The 17,318-nt window shown below is 71.0% G+C and carries 14 protein-coding genes and 1 tRNA gene; 5 read left to right on the forward strand and 10 right to left on the reverse strand.

The window, feature by feature from the left end; genetic code table 11:
* Positions 1-193: 193 nt before the first annotated feature.
* The 4 genes from ACFZA0_RS04520 to pyk all read left to right on the forward strand — a co-directional run bounded on the left by ACFZA0_RS04520 (position 194) and on the right by pyk (position 5,491).
* Positions 194-1,570, forward strand: a complete 1,377-nt coding sequence (locus ACFZA0_RS04520) for a pyridoxal-dependent decarboxylase (RefSeq protein ID WP_391011070.1) — start codon at positions 194-196, stop codon at positions 1,568-1,570.
* Positions 1,567-2,994, forward strand: coding sequence for a SidA/IucD/PvdA family monooxygenase (locus ACFZA0_RS04525; protein WP_391011073.1), 1,428 nt, complete (start codon positions 1,567-1,569; stop codon positions 2,992-2,994). The genes ACFZA0_RS04520 and ACFZA0_RS04525 overlap by 4 nt, the downstream gene beginning before the upstream one ends.
* A gap of 118 nt (positions 2,995-3,112) precedes the next feature.
* Entirely contained in the window at positions 3,113-3,832 is a 720-nt protein-coding gene (locus ACFZA0_RS04530; protein WP_391011075.1) for an SIMPL domain-containing protein, read from the forward strand.
* Between the two features lie 222 nt (positions 3,833-4,054).
* Positions 4,055-5,491, forward strand: coding sequence for a pyruvate kinase (pyk, locus tag ACFZA0_RS04535; protein WP_391011078.1), 1,437 nt, complete (start codon positions 4,055-4,057; stop codon positions 5,489-5,491).
* Between the two features lie 126 nt (positions 5,492-5,617).
* On the opposite strand, the gene ACFZA0_RS04540 is transcribed toward pyk, so the two are convergent.
* Complete coding sequence (locus tag ACFZA0_RS04540; protein ID WP_391011081.1) at positions 5,618-6,400, reverse strand: helix-turn-helix domain-containing protein; 783 nt, start codon at positions 6,398-6,400, stop codon at positions 5,618-5,620.
* A gap of 83 nt (positions 6,401-6,483) precedes the next feature.
* Positions 6,484-6,566, reverse strand: a tRNA-Leu gene (locus ACFZA0_RS04545).
* 95 nt (positions 6,567-6,661) lie between these two features.
* On the opposite strand from ACFZA0_RS04545, the gene ACFZA0_RS04550 reads away from it, so the two are divergent.
* Positions 6,662-7,327 carry a response regulator gene (locus ACFZA0_RS04550; RefSeq protein ID WP_391011084.1) on the forward strand — a complete coding sequence of 222 codons (666 nt, stop codon included), beginning with the start codon at positions 6,662-6,664 and terminating at the stop codon, positions 7,325-7,327.
* An 82-nt stretch (positions 7,328-7,409) separates the two neighbouring features.
* Here the strand turns inward: ACFZA0_RS04550 and ACFZA0_RS04555 are convergent, their stop codons facing one another.
* The 8 genes from ACFZA0_RS04555 to ACFZA0_RS04590 all read right to left on the reverse strand — a co-directional run bounded on the left by ACFZA0_RS04555 (position 7,410) and on the right by ACFZA0_RS04590 (position 17,315).
* Positions 7,410-8,126 (reverse strand): ATP-binding cassette domain-containing protein, encoded by a 717-nt coding sequence (locus ACFZA0_RS04555; protein WP_391011087.1) that lies wholly within the window; start codon positions 8,124-8,126, stop codon positions 7,410-7,412.
* Positions 8,123-9,157 (reverse strand): ATP-binding cassette domain-containing protein, encoded by a 1,035-nt coding sequence (locus ACFZA0_RS04560; RefSeq protein WP_391011090.1) that lies wholly within the window; start codon positions 9,155-9,157, stop codon positions 8,123-8,125. The genes ACFZA0_RS04555 and ACFZA0_RS04560 overlap by 4 nt, the downstream gene beginning before the upstream one ends.
* A 5-nt stretch (positions 9,158-9,162) precedes the next feature.
* Positions 9,163-10,962 (reverse strand): branched-chain amino acid ABC transporter permease, encoded by a 1,800-nt coding sequence (locus ACFZA0_RS04565; protein WP_391011093.1) that lies wholly within the window; start codon positions 10,960-10,962, stop codon positions 9,163-9,165.
* Positions 10,963-10,966: 4 nt separating this feature from the next.
* Positions 10,967-11,896: a branched-chain amino acid ABC transporter permease gene (locus ACFZA0_RS04570; RefSeq protein ID WP_391011097.1), complete on the reverse strand. Its 930-nt coding sequence runs from the start codon at positions 11,894-11,896 to the stop codon at positions 10,967-10,969.
* Positions 11,897-12,038: 142 nt separating this feature from the next.
* Positions 12,039-13,244 carry an ABC transporter substrate-binding protein gene (locus ACFZA0_RS04575; RefSeq protein WP_391011835.1) on the reverse strand — a complete coding sequence of 402 codons (1,206 nt, stop codon included), beginning with the start codon at positions 13,242-13,244 and terminating at the stop codon, positions 12,039-12,041.
* A gap of 296 nt (positions 13,245-13,540) precedes the next feature.
* On the reverse strand, positions 13,541-14,224 hold the full coding sequence (locus tag ACFZA0_RS04580; protein ID WP_391011100.1) for a hypothetical protein: 684 nt from the start codon (positions 14,222-14,224) through the stop codon (positions 13,541-13,543).
* A 234-nt stretch (positions 14,225-14,458) separates the two neighbouring features.
* Entirely contained in the window at positions 14,459-14,962 is a 504-nt protein-coding gene (locus tag ACFZA0_RS04585) for a hotdog fold thioesterase (protein WP_391011103.1), read from the reverse strand.
* Positions 14,963-15,035: 73 nt separating this feature from the next.
* Positions 15,036-17,315: an FdhF/YdeP family oxidoreductase gene (locus tag ACFZA0_RS04590; protein WP_391011106.1), complete on the reverse strand. Its 2,280-nt coding sequence runs from the start codon at positions 17,313-17,315 to the stop codon at positions 15,036-15,038.
* Positions 17,316-17,318: the final 3 nt, after the last annotated feature.

Below are 17,318 nucleotides of genomic sequence, written 5' to 3' on the forward strand. Positions count from 1 at the left end.
AAAACCCCCGCCGGCAACGGCAGTTCACCAGGCGCGCCCGGTCCGCGGACCGGGCGCGCCCGCGTCCGCCCCACACCGCCGCCCGCACGGGAGTACCCCCATTCGGGTTCCGATCGTTGGGCTTCCCGGACGCACCGGACCCCGGGCGTACAAGCTGGAACCCCAGCGCACCACGCCCGCCCCGGAGAACCCCATGAGCCTGCCGCCCCTCGCATCGGGCCCCCAAGGCCCGGACGCACTGCGGCCGTTGCTCGCCACCGTCCTCGACGCCCTCGACACCGGCCGCCGCGCCCGCGGCGGCCCGCTGCCCGCCGGCGGACCCGCCGCCGTCACCGCCCGCGTCCGCGCCGCCGCCGGCGACGTCCTGCCCGAACACGGCGACCCCGACGCCCTGCGCACCCTCGTGCACACCCTCGCCGAAGGCGCCGCCGACCCCGCCGACCCGCTGTGCGCCGCCCACCTGCACTGCCCCCCGCTCGCCGTCGCGGCCGCCGCCGACCTCGCCGCGAGCGTCCTCAACCCCTCCCTCGACTCCTGGGACCAGGCACCCGCCGCCTCCGCCCTCGAAGACCTCGTCACCCACGCGCTCGCCCACGCCTTCGGCGCCGCCGACGCCCTCGTCACCACCGGCGGCACCGAGTCCAACCAACTCGCCCTGCTCCTCGCCCGCGAGGCCACGGCCGCCCGCGGCCCCCTCCGCCTCGTCCACGGCGCCAACGCCCACCACTCCCTGCCCCGCGCCGCCTGGCTCCTCGGCCTGCCCCGCCCCGTCGTCGTCCCCACCCCCACCGGCGTCCTCGACCCCGCCGACCTCGACGACACCCTCACCCGGCTCACCGCCACCGGCCACGGCCCCCTCCTCGTCGCCGCCACCGCGGGCACCACCGACGCCGGACTCGTCGACCCGCTGCCCGCCGTCGCCGCCCGCTGCGCCACCCACCGGGCCCGCCTGCACGTCGACGCCGCCTACGCCGGACCCCTCGTGTTCAGCGACCGCCGCCGCGCCACCCTCACCGGCCTCGACGCCGCCGACACCATCACCGTCGACCTGCACAAACTCGGCTGGCAGCCCGTCGCCGCCGGACTCCTCGCCGTGCGCGACCCCGCCGACCTCGCCCCGCTCGCCCAGCACACCGACTACCTCAACGCCGACGACGACACCGACGCCGGACTCCCCGACCTCCTCGGCCGCTCCCCGCGCACCACCCGCCGCCCCGACGTCCTCAAGATCGCCGTCACCCTCGCCACCCTCGGCCGCAGCGGCATCGGCGCCCTCGTCGACCGGGTCTGCGACCTCGCACAGCACCTCGCCGACCTCGTCGACGCCCACCCCGGCCTGGAACTCCACGCCCGCCCCGTCGTCAGCACCGTCCTCCTCCGGCCCGCCGGCGCCACCGACGACACCGTCGCCGCCCTGCGCCGCGACCTCCTCGACCAGGGCCGCGGCGTCCTCGGCCGCGCCCGCGCCGACGGCCGCCTCTGGCTCAAGGCCACCCTCCTCAACCCCCACACCCGGCCCGACGACCTGGCCGGGCTGCTGCACCTCGCGGAAGGAAACACCCCCCGATGACCCCGACCCCCAACCCCCCGCACGGCGAACCCGAACCACCCCGCGACCTGGTCGGCATCGGCATCGGACCGTTCAACCTCTCCCTCGCCGCCCTCGCCCAGCCCCTCACCGGCCTCGACGCCGTCTTCTACGACCGCAGACCCGGCTTCGACTGGCACCCCGGCCTCCTCCTCGACGGCGCCACCGTCCAAGTCCCCTTCCTCGCCGACCTGGTGACCCTCGCCGACCCCGCCAGCCCCTGGTCCTTCCTCAACTACCTCAAGGCCCGCGAACGCCTCTTCCCCTTCTACTTCGCCGAGCGCTTCCACATCCAGCGCGCCGAGTACGACGCCTACTGCCGCTGGGTCAGCGAGAACCTGCCCGCCCTCCACTTCGGACACCACGTCGACGCCGTCCGCTGGAACCCCGAACGCGCCCTGTTCGAGGTCGACTTCACCCAACTCGACGCCGACGGCGAGGCCGACGCCCTCGGCCGCGCCCACACCCGCAACATCGTCCTCGGCATCGGCACCGAACCCCACGTCCCCGAACCCCTCAAACCCCTCGTCGCCGCCCCCGGCGCCCCCGTCGTGCACGCCGCCGACTACCTCGACCACCGCGCCGCCCTCCTCGCCGCCGAACACATCACCGTCGTCGGATCCGGCCAGTCCGGCGCCGAGGTCTTCCTCGACCTGCTCCGCAACCGCCCCGCCGGCCAGGAGCGACTCCACTGGATCGGCCGCACCGAGGCCTTCGCGCCCATGGAGTACTCCAAACTCGGCCTGGAGCACTTCACCCCCGACTACACCCGCTACTTCCACGCCCTCGCCGAACCCGTCCGCGACAAGCTCGCCGACTCCCAGTGGCAGCTCCACAAGGGCATCGACGCCGACACCCTCGCCGCCATCCACGACGAGCTCTACCGCCGCACCCTGCACGGCGGCTGGCCCGACACCGTCCTCACCCCCGGCGTCCGCGTCCGCACCGCCGGCCGCGTCGCCACCACCAAGGTCGAACTCCACCTCGAACACACCCAGCAGGGCACCCGCAGCCGCCTCACCACCGGCGCCGTCGTCCTCGCCACCGGCTACCGCGAACGCCCCCTCGACACCCTCCTCGCCGGCCTCGACCCCTACCTGCGCCGCGACAACAGCGAACGCCCCCGCGTCGACGACCGCCACCGCCTCGTCCTCGACCCCTCCGTCACCGCCACCGGCGCCAACGTCTACGTGCAGAACGCCGAACGGCACACCCACGGCGTCGGCGCCCCCGACCTCGGCCTCGCCGCCTGGCGCAGCGCCGGCATCCTCAACACCGTCACCGGCGAACAGCCCTACCCGCTGCCCGAACGCACCGCCTTCACCACCTTCGGCCTCGAAGCCCGCCCCACGGTCCCCTCCGCCCGGCGCCCCCGCACACTCACCCCGCTCGCCGACAGCCGCTGAACACCCGCCCCGACAAGCGCGGTCCAACCGGCCGACCGGCCCCCACGCAGGCGGTGGCCCCGCACGGACACCCCGTACGACGACCACCGCCCCGCCACCGAGTGGCACAGTGGCCCGCATGACGACCCAACCCACGGACAGCGACCGCTACTTCGCCCCCCACGGCACCCCCGACGCACCCCGCGTCTCCGTCACCGGCGAGGCCCGCCTCGAAGTCGACCCCGAGATCGCCCGCATCGGCATCACCGTCAACGCCCGCGGAAAGGACCGGCGTTCGGCACTCCAAGACCTCACCCGCCGCAACAACGCCGCCCTCGACCTCGTCAGGTCCTACGGCGACGCCGTCCACCGCCTGGAGACCGGCGCGTTCTCCATCACCCCCGAACTCGCCCGCCACGGCCGGGGCGAACGCGTCCGCACCTACACCGGCGGCGTCCACCTCACCGCCGAACTCACCGACTTCACCGCCCTCGGCGAACTCACCACCCGCCTCGCCGACCTCGAACTCACCCGCGTCAGCGGCCCCTGGTGGGCCCTCACCCCCGACTCGCCCGCCCACCGCAGGGCACGCGGCCAAGCGGTCCGCGAAGCCGTCCAGCGCGCCCGCGAATACGCCGAGGCCCTCGGCACCACCCTCGCCGCCCTCGTCGAACTCTCCGACACCGGCGCCGACACCCCGCAGCCGCACCTCCCGCCGCCCGGCCGCATGCGCGCCGCCGCCGCGCCCGGAGCGGCCCCCGGCGACGACACCGCCCCGGCCCTCGACCTCGAACCCCAGCGCCAGCACGTCTCCGCCCGGGTCGACGCCCGTTTCACCATGCTGCCGCCGGCTCTGTGAACGCGTGAACACGTTCCGTTCCTCGAATACCAGGCCGAATCAATTCACCCACCGGAACAATCCGATGCAATCGGACCGCGGAAAGCCCGCGCCCCTTGCCGAACGCTCATCGGAGCGGCCCTCCGCACAATTCAACACTTGTCAATAGCCCTTCACGCAAAGGTCGTTGAGTAGTCATGCACGACCAATTCGCTACCCGCCGGTAAGGCATACGCTCGACTTATGCGCCGAGCGAAAATCGTCTGTACCCTGGGCCCCGCCACCGACTCGTACGACCAGATCAAAGCACTGGTCGACGCCGGAATGGACGTAGCCCGATTCAACCTCAGCCACGGCAGCTACGCCGAACACGAGGAGCGCTACCACCGGGTGCGGAAGGCCGCCGAAGAGACCGGCCGCAGCATCGGCATCCTCGCCGACCTTCAAGGCCCGAAGATCCGCCTCGGCAGCTTCCGCGAAGGCCCCGTACTCCTTGAACGCGGCGATTCCTTCACCATCACCGTCGAGGACGGCACCGACGGCGACCGCCACACCTGCGGCACCACCTACAAGGGCCTCGCCGCCGACGTCACCCCCGGCGAACGCGTCCTCGTCGACGACGGCAAGGTCTGCCTCGAAGTCACCTCCGTCGACGGCCCCCGCGTCCACACCACCGTCGTCGAGGGCGGCATGGTCTCCGACCACAAGGGACTCAACCTCCCCGGCGTCGCCGTGTCCGTCCCCGCCCTCTCCGACAAGGACGAGGCCGACCTCCGCTGGGCCCTGCGCACCGGCTTCGACGTCGTCGCCCTCTCCTTCGTCCGCAGCGGACGCGACATCGACGAGGTCCACCGCATCATGGACGAGGAGCACACCAGGCTCCCCGTCATCGCCAAGATCGAGAAGCCCCAGGCCGTCGACAACCTCGACGACATCGTCGCCGCCTTCGACGGCATCATGGTCGCCCGCGGCGACCTCGGCGTCGAAATGCCCCTGGAGCAGGTCCCGATCGTCCAGAAGCGCGCCGTGAAACTCGCCCGGCGCAACGCCAAGCCGGTCATCGTCGCCACCCAGATGCTCGACTCGATGATCGACAACTCCCGCCCCACCAGGGCGGAGGCGTCCGACGTCGCCAACGCCGTCATCGACGGCACCGACGCCGTGATGCTCTCCGGCGAGACCAGCGTCGGCAAGTACCCCGTCGAGACCGTGCGCACCATGTCCCGCATCGTCGAGGCCGCCGAGGAGGACATCCTCGCCCTGGGCCTGCCGCCGCTGTCCGACCACAACAAGCCCCGCACCCAGGGCGGCGCCGTCGCCCGCGCAGCCGCCGAGATCGGCGACTTCCTCGACGCCAAGTACCTCGTCGCCTTCACCCAGTCCGGCGACACGGTCCGCCGGCTGTCCCGCTACCGCTCGCCGATCCCGCTCGTGGCCTTCACCCCCGACCCGGCCACCCGCTCCCAGCTCAACCTCACCTGGGGCGTCGAGACCCTCCTCGGCCCGCACGTCGACTCCACGGACGCGATGGTCGACCAGGTCGACGAACTCATGCTGGAACACGGCCTGTGCCGCAAGGGCGACGTCGTCGTCATCACGGCCGGCTCCCCGCCCGGCGTCGCCGGCTCCACCAACCTGGTCCGCGTCCACCACGTGGGCGAGGACGACAGCCCGAAGTAGCCGCCCGCCCGAAAACGACAGGTCCCGGCGCACCGAGACCCGCGAGGCCCCCTCAGCACCGCCGAGGGGGCCTCGCGCACACCCGGGGCAAGCCAACGGGCCTGCGGGACGCGGCACTTGAGGGGCTCAGTACTTGGGGCCGATGTGGGCGTCCATGAGGGCGGTGCAGGCACGTCGGGCGACGGAGATGTTGTAGGGGCTGCCGTGCCGGGTGCAGTGCGTCCACCGGATGTCGAGCGCGTCCAGCGTGTCCGTGTAGAGCTGCCGGATGTCGTCCGAGACATTCGTGAAGAGATACCGCGGGTACTCGTAGCGCTTCCGCTCTCCGGCGACGGTTCTCGTCGTCCAGTTGGTGATGCGGCAGCCGTCCGAGTGGATCAGCCCGCGCAGAAATTCCCAGGGCCTGGCGGCAGTGATCTCCCTCTGCCAGCCTGCCAGTTCGATCCGGCGCTCGTGCTTCCGGCCCGCACCGTGCTGCGGGAAGAGACAGAGCACGTGCCGCGAGCAGACCCGTACGTCCCTGCAGCCGGTCCTGCGGTGCTCCCACACGCGGTTGGCGGGGAAAACGGCGCGCATCGCGGCGGCACACTCCTCCCGCAGGCCGGGCCAGGTCTCGCAACAGGTGACGGACAGCACGGCGGCCCGCCGGCCTTCGACGACATGGCCGTCACCCAGGTAGAGGCCGAGGAGGTAGGAGTAGGCGGCCTCGTCCAGCGGCCGTCCGTCGCAACGGGGGCAGGGCGGCCCGTGCCGGCCGGGGCACTCGCCCCTGGCAGCCCGGTCCGTGTGCTTCCAGTACCCGACGGTGCCGACCGGGACCGAGAGGAGCCGGGCCACGTCGGCGTTGCGGATGCCGTCACGGAGCAGGGTGAGGGCCCTCTGTCGTACGGGTGTGCCGTGATCGCTCATACGGACACGCTGCGTGAGTGAGGGCGGCGACACGCAACGGAAAACGGAGGTTCACTCGTAAGTGAACCTCCGTGGTGAAAATGTGCCGGGTGCGGGATTCGAACCCGCACGTCCTTTCGGACAGATGTGTTTGAGACATCAGCGTCTGCCATTCCGCCAACCCGGCCGGTCGACCGAGAGGAGTGTACCGGCTCAACGCACTGCGCCGCAGCTAGGTAGGCTCTTGTCAGCAGCGCACCTGCCCTGAACAAGGAGCCCCCCGTGACCGCCCCCGAGTCGCCCCAGCCCGTAGACGCGCCCGACGACGACAAGGCGCACGTGCCTCCCCTCACGACTCGTGTCGTCATCGCCGAGGACGAGGCGCTGATCCGGCTCGACCTCAAGGAGATGCTGGAGGAGGAGGGCTACACCGTCGTCGGTGAGGCCGGTGACGGCGAGCAGGCCGTCGAGCTCGCCCGCGAGCACCGCCCCGACCTCGTCATCCTCGACGTGAAGATGCCCAAGCTCGACGGCATCTCCGCGGCGGAGAAGATCGCCGAGGAGTCCATCGCGCCCGTCCTGATGCTCACCGCGTTCTCGCAGCGCGAGCTGGTCGAGCGCGCCCGGGACGCGGGTGCCATGGCGTACCTGGTGAAGCCGTTCAGCAAGAGTGACGTCGTGCCGGCCATCGAGATGGCGGTGTCGCGCTTCACGGAGCTGCGGGAGCTGGAGAAGGAGGTCGCGGACCTCAGCCAGCGGCTGGAGACGCGCAAGCTGGTGGACCGCGCGAAGTCGATCCTTCAGACGGAGTACGGCCTCACCGAGCCGGCCGCGTTCCGCTGGATCCAGAAGACGTCGATGGACCGCCGGATGTCGATGCAGCAGGTCGCCGAGGCGGTCATCGAGGACAACGCGGAGAAGAAGGGGCCGAAGGCCGACAAGGACTGAGGTCCCGCCGCGCGAGCGGTGGCAACGGGCGTGGCCCGCACCCCCGTCGGGGGTGCGGGCCACGCCCGTCGGTGTGTCCGGTTCAGTCCTCGCCGAGGTACGCCTTGCGGACGGACTCGTCGTGCAGGAGGTCCTGGCCGGTGCCGGAGAGGACGACGCTGCCGACCTCCATGACGTGGCCGCGGTCGGCGAGGGAGAGGGCGGCCTGGGCGTTCTGCTCGACGAGCAGGATGGTGGTGCCCTCGGCCTTGAGCTCGACGATCGTGGCCATGATCTTCTGCATCATGATCGGCGAGAGGCCCATGGAGGGTTCGTCGAGCATGAGCAGTTTGGGCTGGGACATGAGGGCGCGGCCCATGGCGAGCATCTGCTGTTCGCCGCCGGAGAGGGTGCCGGCGGCCTGCTTGCGGCGTTCCCCGAGGATGGGGAAGAGGTCGTAGGCGCGCTGGATGTCCTTCTCTATGCCTGCCTTGTCCTTGCGGAGGAAGGCGCCGAGGTGGAGGTTCTCGGCGATGGTCAGGCGCGGGAAGATGTGCCGGCCCTCGGGGGAGTGGGCGAGCCCGAGGGAGACGATCTTGTGGGCGGGCACGCCGGTGAGGGGCTTGCCGTCGAAGAGGATGCGTCCGGCGCTGGGCTTGAGGAGGCCGGAGAGGGTGCGCAGGGTGGTGGTCTTGCCGGCGCCGTTGGTGCCGATGAGGGTGACGACCTGGCCGGCCTCGACGGTGAAGGAGATGCCCTTGACGGCTTCGATCTTGCCGTAGGAGACCCTGAGGTCCTCGACCTCCAGCAGTGCGGTCACGGGGTTTCTCCCTTGGTGCGGGGGGTGCTCTGTGCGTCGGCGTCGGCCGCCGCGTTGTCGTCCGCGTCCGCCTCGGTCGCGGCGTCGGCGTCCGTGCCGGTGGTGGAGGCGGTGTCGGTGCCGGCGGTGGGTTCCGGTGCCGTCGCCGGGGCGGCGTCCGCCGGGGTCCCGTCGGCGGGGGTGTCGTCGGCGGGTGCGGCGGGGGCCGGGACGGTGGGTGTGGCTTCCGGGGCCGGCTTCTCCGCGGCCGGCTTCTCCGTGTCCGCCTCGAACGGCTCGCCCAGGTACGCGGCGATGACGCGTTCGTCCGCCTGGACGACCTCGGAGGTGCCCTCGACGAGCTTCTCGCCCTGGACGAGGACGGCGACGCGGTCGGAGAGGTTGAAGACGAACCGCATGTCGTGCTCGATGAGGAGGACGGAGATCCCGCGGTCGCGGATCGCGAAGACGAGTTCCTCGGTGGCGCGGGTCTCCTGCGGGTTCATGCCGGCGGTGGGCTCGTCGAGGAGCAGCAGGCCGGGTTCGCTCGCCATGGCTCGGGCGATCTCCAGCTTGCGCTGTTCGCCGTAGGGGAGGTTGCGGGCGAGGTGGTCGCGCTTGTGGGCGAGGCCGATGAACTCCAGGAGTTCCATGGCGCGTTCTTCGCTGGCCCGCTCGGCCTTCTTGAAGCCGGGGCCGCGCAGCAGGGCGGACCAGAGGCCTTCCTTGGTGCGGGTGTGGCGGCCGACGAGGACGTTCTCCAGGACGGTCATGTTGGCGAAGAGGCGGATGTTCTGGAAGGTGCGGGCGATGCCTGCCTTGGTGACGAGGTGGGGCTTGGGCGGCAGGACGGTGCCCTTGTAGGTGACCTTGCCCTCGGTGGGGACGTAGAGGCCGGTGAGGCAGTTGAAGAAGGTGGTCTTGCCGGCGCCGTTGGGGCCGATGAGACCGACGATCTCGCCTTCGTTGACGGTGAAGTCGACGGAGCGGACGGCGGTGAGTCCGCCGAAGCGCATGGTGACGTCGCGGGCTTCGAGTACTGGTGTGGTCATGGTGCTTACGCCCCCGCCTTGGTGACGGCCGGTTCGTCGGTCAGGGTGGTCTGTTGGGGTACGTCGAGCTGGCCGGTCTCGTGGAATTCGAGCTGGCGGCGGCGGTTGGCGATGATGCCCTCGGGGCGGAACCGCATGAGCAGGATGAGGGCGATGCCGAAGGCGAAGAGCTCGTAGTTCTGGAGGAAGCCGAGCTTTTCGGGGATGAGGTAGAGCAGCGCGGCGCCGAGGAGCGGGCCGTTGACGGTGCCCATGCCGCCGAGGACGACGGCGGCGAGCAGGAAGGCGCTGTTGGGCGGGGCCGCTCCGGCGAACTGGTAGGGCGCGGGGTTGACGCTGTAGGAGACGTGGGCGCCGACGGTGCCGGCGAGGCCGGCGAGGGAGGCGCCGAGGGCGAAGGCGACGAGTTTGACGCGGAAGCCGTTGATGCCCATGGCGGTGGCGGCGGTCTCGTCCTCGCGGATGGCGATCCAGGAGCGGCCGATGCGGCTGTCGGCGGCGCGGGTGAAGACGGTGACGACGATGGCCGTCACGATGAGCATCAGGAAGAAGTAGTTGGCGAAGCGCCCCAGGGTGAATCCGCCGATGGTGTGGGCGTTGCCGAGGTTGAAGCCGAGGATTTCGAGGTCGGGGATGCGGCTGATGCCGTTGGGCCCGTTGGTGATGTTGGGTCCGGAGCTGCCGTCGAGGTTGTTGACGGCGATGCGGAAGATCTCTCCGAAGCCGAGGGTGACGATGGCGAGGTAGTCGCCGCGCAGCCGCAGGGTGGGGGCGCCGATGAGGACGCCGAAGACGAGGGTGACGGCCATGCCGGTGAGGGCGGCGGCCCAGAAGGGGAATTCGGTGCCGCTGAAGCGGCTGTACTCGCTGCCGGAGACGAGGGCGGCGGTGTACGAGCCGACGCCGAGGAAGGCGACGTAGCCGAGGTCGAGGAGGCCGGTGAGGCCGACGACGATGTTCAGGCCGAGGGCGACGGTGCCGAAGGTGAGGATGTTGACGCCGATGTTGGCGTTGTGGTCGTTGCTCTGGGTGAACGGGAAGATCACGGCCGCGAGGAAGGCGAGGGCGACGGCGAAGCCCTTGTGGCGGCTGCTGATGGCGGTGTAGCGGTCCATCAGCCCGGAGCGGTTGAGGGCGAGGAAGGCGAAGACGAGCAGCAGCACGTAGCCGATGAACGTCTCGCTGTCGTCGCTGTCGATGCCGATGCCGTAGGTGAACGTGATCAGGGCGACGGCGGTGCCGGCGGTGATGACGAGGCGCTGGACCCAGGCCGCGGCGGGCGGCGGGGTGTGCGGCTGATCGGTCTTGACGACGTAGGGCAGGATGCCGGGGGCGGCCTCGGGGGCGGGGGCGCTGAGGCTGCCGACGAGGGCGAGGGCGCTGGCGACGACGGCGACGTAGGCGCCGGGGTCGAGGTTGACGATGCCGCCGAGGTCGACGGTGATCGCTCCGGCGGCGAACCAGCAGACGGCGAAGGCGGAGAACGCGGCGAGCGCGAGGGGTGCCGGTGAGCCGTTGGGGTTGAGGCCGCGCAGGGCGCGGACGGGGTAGCGGGCGACGCCGAAGAGCAGGGTGAGCAGGGCGGCGACGATGGCGAGGATCTGGAGGCCGGCGGGGTAGCCGTAGACGGTGAGGTCGCCGGGGAACTCGCTGGTCCAGGTCCAGGACATGAACGCGGAGACGAGGGTGCCGAGGGCGCCCACGAGGACGAGGGCGCGGCCGGCGGACTCGGGCAGGGGCACGAGGCCGCGGTCCGGGCCGGCGTCGTCGACTGGCTCGGGGGCCTGGAAGGTGTTGGTGGTCATGGCGTCACGCCCTGTCCGCTACGCGTTCGCCGAGTAGCCCCTGTGGTCGTAGCAGGAGGACGAGGATCAGCAGGACGAAGGCCCAGACGGACGCCCAGCCCTGGCCGCCGAGTTGCTGCATGCCGGGGATGTCGGCGATGTAGGCGGTGGCCATGGCTTCGGCGATGCCGAGGACGACGCCGCCGAGCATGGCGCCGTAGATGTTGCCGATGCCGCCGAGGACGGCCGCGGTGAACGCCTTGAGGCCGGCCTGGAAGCCCATGTCGTATTTGACGGAGCCGTACTTGAGGCCGTAGGCGACGCCGGCGACGGCGGCGAAGAGGCCGCCGATGGCGAAGGCGACGACGATGATGCGGTTGGTGTCGATGCCCATGAGCTGGGCGGTGTCCGGGTCCTGGGCGGTGGCCTGCATGGCGCGGCCGGTGCGGGAGGTGCGGACGAAGAGTGCGAGGGCCGTCATGCACACGACGGCGGCGACGACGAGGAAGATGTCACCGCTCTGGATGCGGACGGAGCCCAGGTGGTAGGGCCCGAAGGGGAGTTGGGGGAAGACCCGGTCGACCTTGGCGTCGGGGTACCAGTTGAAGACGGCCTGCTGGAGGGCGAGGGAGAGGCCGATGGCGGTGATGAGCGGTGCCAGGCGTGGCGCGCCGCGCAGTGGTCGGTAGGCGAAGCGTTCGGCTCCCACCGCGACGAGCACGGAGACGATCGCGCCGCCGGCGAGGATGAGGGGGAGCGCGATCCACATGCTGGTGCCGCTGGGCAGCCAGGCGTAGACCGTGAGCGCGCCGAAGCCGCCGGTCATGAAGATCTCGCCGTGGGCGAAGTTGATGAGCTGGACGATGCCGTACACCATCGTGTAGCCGATGGCGATCAGCCCGTACATCGAGCCGAGGAACAGCCCGTTGGCCAGCTGCTGCGGCAGTGTGTTCACCGCGCGGCCTCCGTGTTCAGGTCGGGTGGGGCGGGGAGGGGGTGCCCGGCCGGGCGGGTGGCGGGTCCGGGCGGGTGGGGGTATGGCACGGGCCGCGCGGTGACGGGTGGTCTGCCGCGCGGCCCGGGGTAGTGCGGTGCGGTCAGCCGGCGTCGTAGGTGCCGCTCTTGACGGCCTTCCACTTGCCGGCGGTGACCTGGTAGACGGTGAGCTGCTTGTTGGTGGTGTCGCCGTACTCGTCGAAGGCGACGGGTCCGGCGATGCCGTCGAACTTGACGCCCTGGACCTTGTTGACGATCTGCTGGCGGGCGTCGTCGGGGACGTCGCCGTCCTTCACGACCTCGCCGATGGCCTTGATGATGGCGGTGGCGGCGTCGTAGGAGTAGCCGCCGTAGGTGCCGTAGTCGCCGGGGTACTTCTTGGCCTTGTAGGTGGAGATGAAGGCCTTGGCGGCGGGCAGGGTGTCGACGGGGACGCCGACGGAGGTGGCGAGGTCGCCCTCGGAGTCCTTGCCGGCGGTCTGGATGTAGGTGTCGGAGAAGATGCCGTCGCCGCCGAACAGCGGGATCTTGGCTCCGGCGTCCTTGAGCTGCTTGGAGAGGATCTGGGCCTCGTCGTACTGGCCGCCGTAGTAGAGGAGTTCGGCGCCGGAGTTCTTGATCTTGGTGACGAGGGTGGAGAAGTCCTTGTCGCCGGTGTTGACGTGGTCGGTGCCCACGATCTTGCCGCCGGACTTGGTGTAGCTGGCGGAGAAGAGCTTGGCGAGGCCGGCGCCGTAGGTCTGCTTGTCGTCGACGACGAAGACCTTCTTCTTCTTCAGCGTGTTGTACGCGTAGTCCGCGGCGAAGCCGCCCTGGAGGGCGTCGGTGGTGGCGGTGCGGAAGTAGGACTTGTACGGGCGCGACTTCGAGGTCTGCCAGTTCTTGCCCTGGGTGAGCTCGGGCGCGGTGTTGGACGGCGAGATCTCGACGAGGTGGGCGGTGTCGAAGACCTGCTGCATCTGCGTGGCCACACCGGAGTTGAGCGGGCCGACCACGCCGAGGACGGAGTCGTCGGCGACGAGCGCCGTGGCGTTCTGCTGGCCGGTGGCGGGCACGGCCTTGTCGTCGAGCGCCTTGACCTTGAACGTGACGCCGGGGACCAGGTTCTTCTTGTTGGCGTCGTCGACGGCGATCTGGACGCCGTACTGGATGCCGAGGCCGGTGGCGGAGTTCTGACCGGTCAGGGGCGCGTCGACGCCGATGACGACGGTCGTCTTCGAGTCGCCGCCCTTGCTGTCGTCGTCGCGGGAGCCGCAGGCGGTGAGGGTCAGGGCTCCGGTGGTGAGGACGGAGGTAAGGATCACCAGAGAACGCTGTCGCACAATCAGTCCTTTCCGCTGGCGCAGTTCGCCCCTGTTGAGGGCGGACGGGAACGCGCCGGTACCGAACTCCCGTTGGAGCGGTGACTGGCCGTGACTCTAAGCCCGGTGTGCTGACGTGGTACATCGGTGGGCTGGCTTGTGACTCTCTTGTTATGACGTACCGCTCATAGGACTTGAACTACGGGAGTTCTCTGCCGGTTTGGCAAAATATTGGTGTCACTTACATTTAACGATTGCCCCTTGCCACTTGGGAGTTACCTCAAATAAAGCTCAAGTGGTGCTCAGCGCGCGGAGGTCGGCCCACAGGCTCCGCGCACCAGTGCGGAGAGGTCCCTCGCATAGGTGCCACCGAAGAGAAAGCTGTGCGCCTGCATTGCGTGCGTGTTACGCAGCGTTACGTCGAGGGAAGTCGGGTCCGGGTGGCGGCGCAGGGCGGCGCAGTCGGCGACGGCGATGTCGACGGTGATGTCCCGCGACGACCCGGCTGGCACGGCGACCTGGAGCCGCGGCTCGATGCGCGCCGTCAGCCCGTCGGAGGCGGCCCCGACGACCTGCACGCTCACGGCGCTGCCGCGCTCGACGGACACGGTGAAGCGGAACCGCGCGGTGAAGACCCCCGGCCGTGCCGGGGCGGTGAGGCCCGCGTAGTGCAGGGAGGTGACGCTCGCGGGGAGCGGCGCCGGGTGCGGCTGCCCGTGGTCGGAGGACGTGGTGGGGAAGAGGTGGGCCGTGAGCAGGACCCCGAGGCCGACCAGTGCGGCCACCGCGGCCAGGACGGTCCGGCGGATCCCGGCCGGGAGGTCGTGCCACCGCTCTTCGAGCCGCCGCGGCTCCCGGTCGTACGGGTCGGGCGCGCCGTCCGGGCCGTACGGGTCGTACGGCTCGCGCGAGTCCCGCGCGTCGTCCGGCCAACCCGGCGTCCGTTCAGGGGAGTTGACGGGTTCGACCGGTCCGATACCGCTCATCGCCACAGCCTCATGCCGAAACCGTAGGTGAGGGTGCGTCCGTACGGAAGGCAGTGGCGGGCGCGGGCCGGGGCGGCGTGCGGGAGAGGGTGGCGGGGCGGCGGTTGCGTACGGACGGGTATGTGGCGGTGCGTCAGTTTCCGCCGGGCGGCCGGAGTTGAGGGGCGGAGGGCCCGCGGACGTCCGGCGGTGCCGGTGGTGTCGGCGGGCCCTTCGGCGTGAACGGGGCCGGGGTCAGCCGCCGTTGGCGACCGCGGCGTCGCGCGCGAGGTCCGCGTCCTGCGGGCGCGCGTCGCGCAGCAGGCAGGTCAGCCGGGCGCTGCACACCCGCCTGCCGGCCTCGTCGCTGATGACGATCTCGTACGTCGTCGTGGTCCGGCCGCGGTGCACCGGGGTGGCCACGCCGGTGACCAGGCCCGAGCGGGCGCCGCGGTGGTGCGTGCAGTTGAGGTCGACGCCCACCGCGATCTTGGCGGCGCCGCCGTGCAGCATCGCGCCGACCGAGCCCAGCGTCTCCGCGAGGACGGCGGAGGCGCCGCCGTGCAGCAGCCCGTACGGCTGGGTGTTGCCCTCGACGGGCATCGTGCCGACGACGCGGTCCGCGGACGCCTCGGTGATCCGCACACCCATCCGCGTGCCGAGGTGGCCCGCGGAGAACAGGGCGGGCAGGTCCACGCCGAGTGCGGCGTACTCGTCGACGACCTCCTGCGGGAACGTCGGTTGCTGCTGCTCGCCCATGGCCCGGCTCCGTTCGTCGTGGTCCCGCCGGGACGGGCCTGCCGCCCCGGCGCGGTGTCGGCTGAGCAAACGCTCAGTCGGTCGCCGATTGTTCCAGACGCACCACGACGGACTTGCTGGCCGGGGTGTTGCTGACGTCGGCCGTGGCGTCCAGCGGGATCAGTACGTTCGTCTCCGGGTAGTACGCGGCGGCGCAGCCCCGGGCGGTCGGGTAGTGCACGACGCGGAAGCGCGGCGCCCGCCGCTCGACCCCGTCCTTCCACTCGCTCACCAGGTCCACGTACGAGCCGTCCGCGACGCCGAGCCGGTCGGCGTCCTCCTTGCTGACGAGCACCACGCGGCGCCCGTTCCTGATGCCGCGGTAGCGGTCGTCGAGGCCGTAGATGGTGGTGTTGTACTGGTCGTGCGAGCGCATCGTCTGGAGCAGCAGCCGGCCCTCGGGCAGGTGCGGGAACTCCACGGGCGCGGCGGTGAAGTTGGCCTTGCCGGTGGCCGTCGGGAAGCGCCGCTCGTCGCGCGGGGCGTGCGGCAGGGCGAACCCGGCGGGGTCCGCGACCCGTTCGTTGAAGTTCTCGAAGCCGGGGATGACGCGGGCGATGCGGTCGCGGACGGCGGAGTAGTCCTTCTCGAAGTCCTCCCACGGCACGACGCTGGCGTCGCCGAGGACGCGCCGGGCCAGCCGGCACACGATCGCGGTCTCGGACAGCAGGTTCTCGCCGGCCGGCTCCAGGCGGCCGCGGGAGGCGTGCACCATGCCCATGGAGTCCTCCACGGTCACGAACTGCTCGCCGGACGCCTGGAGATCGCGTTCGGTGCGGCCCAGCGTCGGCAGGATCAGGGCGCGCGCGCCGGTGACGACGTGCGAGCGGTTGAGCTTGGTGGAGACGTGGACGGTCAGCCGGGCGCGCCGCATGGCCGCCTCGGTGACGTCGGTGTCGGGGGAGGCGGCGACGAAGTTGCCGCCCATCGCGAAGAACACCTTGGCGTCGCCGTCGCGCAGCGCCTCGATGGCGCGGACCACGTCGTAGCCGTGCTCCTGCGGCGGGGTGAAGCCGAACTCCTTCTCTATGGCGTCGAGAAGGGACTGCGCGGGCCGTTCGAAGACGCCCATGGTGCGGTCGCCCTGGACGTTGGAGTGGCCGCGCACCGGGCACACGCCGGCGCCGGGGCGGCCGATGTTGCCGCGCAGCAGGAGGAAGTTGACGACCTCGCGGATCGTCGGCACGGAGTGCTTGTGCTGGGTGAGGCCCATCGCCCAGCAGACGATGGTGCGTTCGGAGGCGAGCGCCATCGCGAGCGCCTGCTCGATCTCCTCGCGGGCGAGGCCGGTTGCGGCGAGCGTCTCGTCCCAGTCGGCGGCGAGCGCGGCCTTCTCGAACTCCTCGAAGCCGTGGGTGTGTTCGCGCACGAACGCCTCGTCGACGGCGCCCTCGGTCTGGAGGATCAGCTTGTTGAGGAGCCGGAACAGGGCCTGGTCGCCGCCGAGCCGGATCTGCAGGAACAGGTCGGTCAGGGCGGCGCCGGTGGTCATGCCCTTCGGGGTCTGCGGGTTCTTGAAGCGCTCGAGTCCCGCCTCGGGCAGCGGGTTGACGCTGATGATCTTCGCGCCGTTGGACTTGGCCTTCTCCAGCGCGGAGAGCATGCGCGGGTGGTTGGTGCCCGGGTTCTGGCCGGCGACCACGATCAGGTCGGCCTTGTAGAGGTCCTCCAGCAGGACGCTGCCCTTGCCGATGCCTATCGTCTCCACGAGGGCCGAACCGGACGACTCGTGGCACATGTTGGAGCAGTCGGGGAGGTTGTTGGTGCCCAGCTCGCGGGCGAACAACTGGTAGAGGAACGCCGCCTCGTTGCTGGTGCGGCCGGAGGTGTAGAAGAGCGCCTCGTCGGGGGAGGCGAGGGCGGTGACCTCCTCGCCGATGATGTCGAACGCCCGCTCCCAGGAGACCGGTTCGTAGTGGTCGGCGCCCTCCGGCAGGTACATGGGGTGGGTCAGGCGGCCCTGCTGGCCGAGCCAGTAGCCGCTGCGGCCGAAGAGGTCGCTCACCGGGTGCTCGGCGAAGAAGGCGGGGGTAACCCGGCGCAGGGTCGCCTCCTCGGCGACCGCCTTCGCGCCGTTCTCGCAGAACTCCGCCGCGTGCCGGTGGTCCGGCTCCGGCCAGGCGCAGCCTGGGCAGTCGAAGCCCTCCTTCTGGTTGACGCGCAGCAGCGTCAGCGCCGTGCGCCGCACGCCCATCTGCTGCTGTGCCATCTGGAGGGAGTGCTTGATGGCCGGCATGCCCGCCGCGTAGTGCTTCGGCGCGGTGACCTGCGGCGCGTCCTGGACCGGGTCTGCCTTCGGTGGCTTCGTGGCCATCGC

Origin of the sequence: Streptomyces sp. NPDC008150 (assembly GCF_042956945.1) — a bacterium.
Classification (GTDB): Bacteria; Actinomycetota; Actinomycetes; order Streptomycetales; family Streptomycetaceae; genus Streptomyces.

Excerpts from the sequence above, each read along its gene's own strand:
- ACFZA0_RS04530 (WP_391011075.1), top strand. The coding sequence starts at position 3,113 with ATGACGACCCAACCCACGGACAGCGACCGCTACTTCGCCCCCCACGGC.
- ACFZA0_RS04585 (WP_391011103.1), bottom strand. The coding sequence starts at position 14,962 with ATGGGCGAGCAGCAGCAACCGACGTTCCCGCAGGAGGTCGTCGACGAG.
- pyk (WP_391011078.1), top strand. The coding sequence starts at position 4,055 with ATGCGCCGAGCGAAAATCGTCTGTACCCTGGGCCCCGCCACCGACTCG.
- ACFZA0_RS04520 (WP_391011070.1), top strand. The coding sequence starts at position 194 with ATGAGCCTGCCGCCCCTCGCATCGGGCCCCCAAGGCCCGGACGCACTG.
- ACFZA0_RS04525 (WP_391011073.1), top strand. The coding sequence starts at position 1,567 with ATGACCCCGACCCCCAACCCCCCGCACGGCGAACCCGAACCACCCCGC.
- ACFZA0_RS04560 (WP_391011090.1), bottom strand. The coding sequence starts at position 9,157 with ATGACCACACCAGTACTCGAAGCCCGCGACGTCACCATGCGCTTCGGC.
- ACFZA0_RS04565 (WP_391011093.1), bottom strand. The coding sequence starts at position 10,962 with ATGACCACCAACACCTTCCAGGCCCCCGAGCCAGTCGACGACGCCGGC.
- ACFZA0_RS04590 (WP_391011106.1), bottom strand. The coding sequence starts at position 17,315 with ATGGCCACGAAGCCACCGAAGGCAGACCCGGTCCAGGACGCGCCGCAG.
- ACFZA0_RS04540 (WP_391011081.1), bottom strand. The coding sequence starts at position 6,400 with ATGAGCGATCACGGCACACCCGTACGACAGAGGGCCCTCACCCTGCTC.
- ACFZA0_RS04580 (WP_391011100.1), bottom strand. The coding sequence starts at position 14,224 with ATGAGCGGTATCGGACCGGTCGAACCCGTCAACTCCCCTGAACGGACG.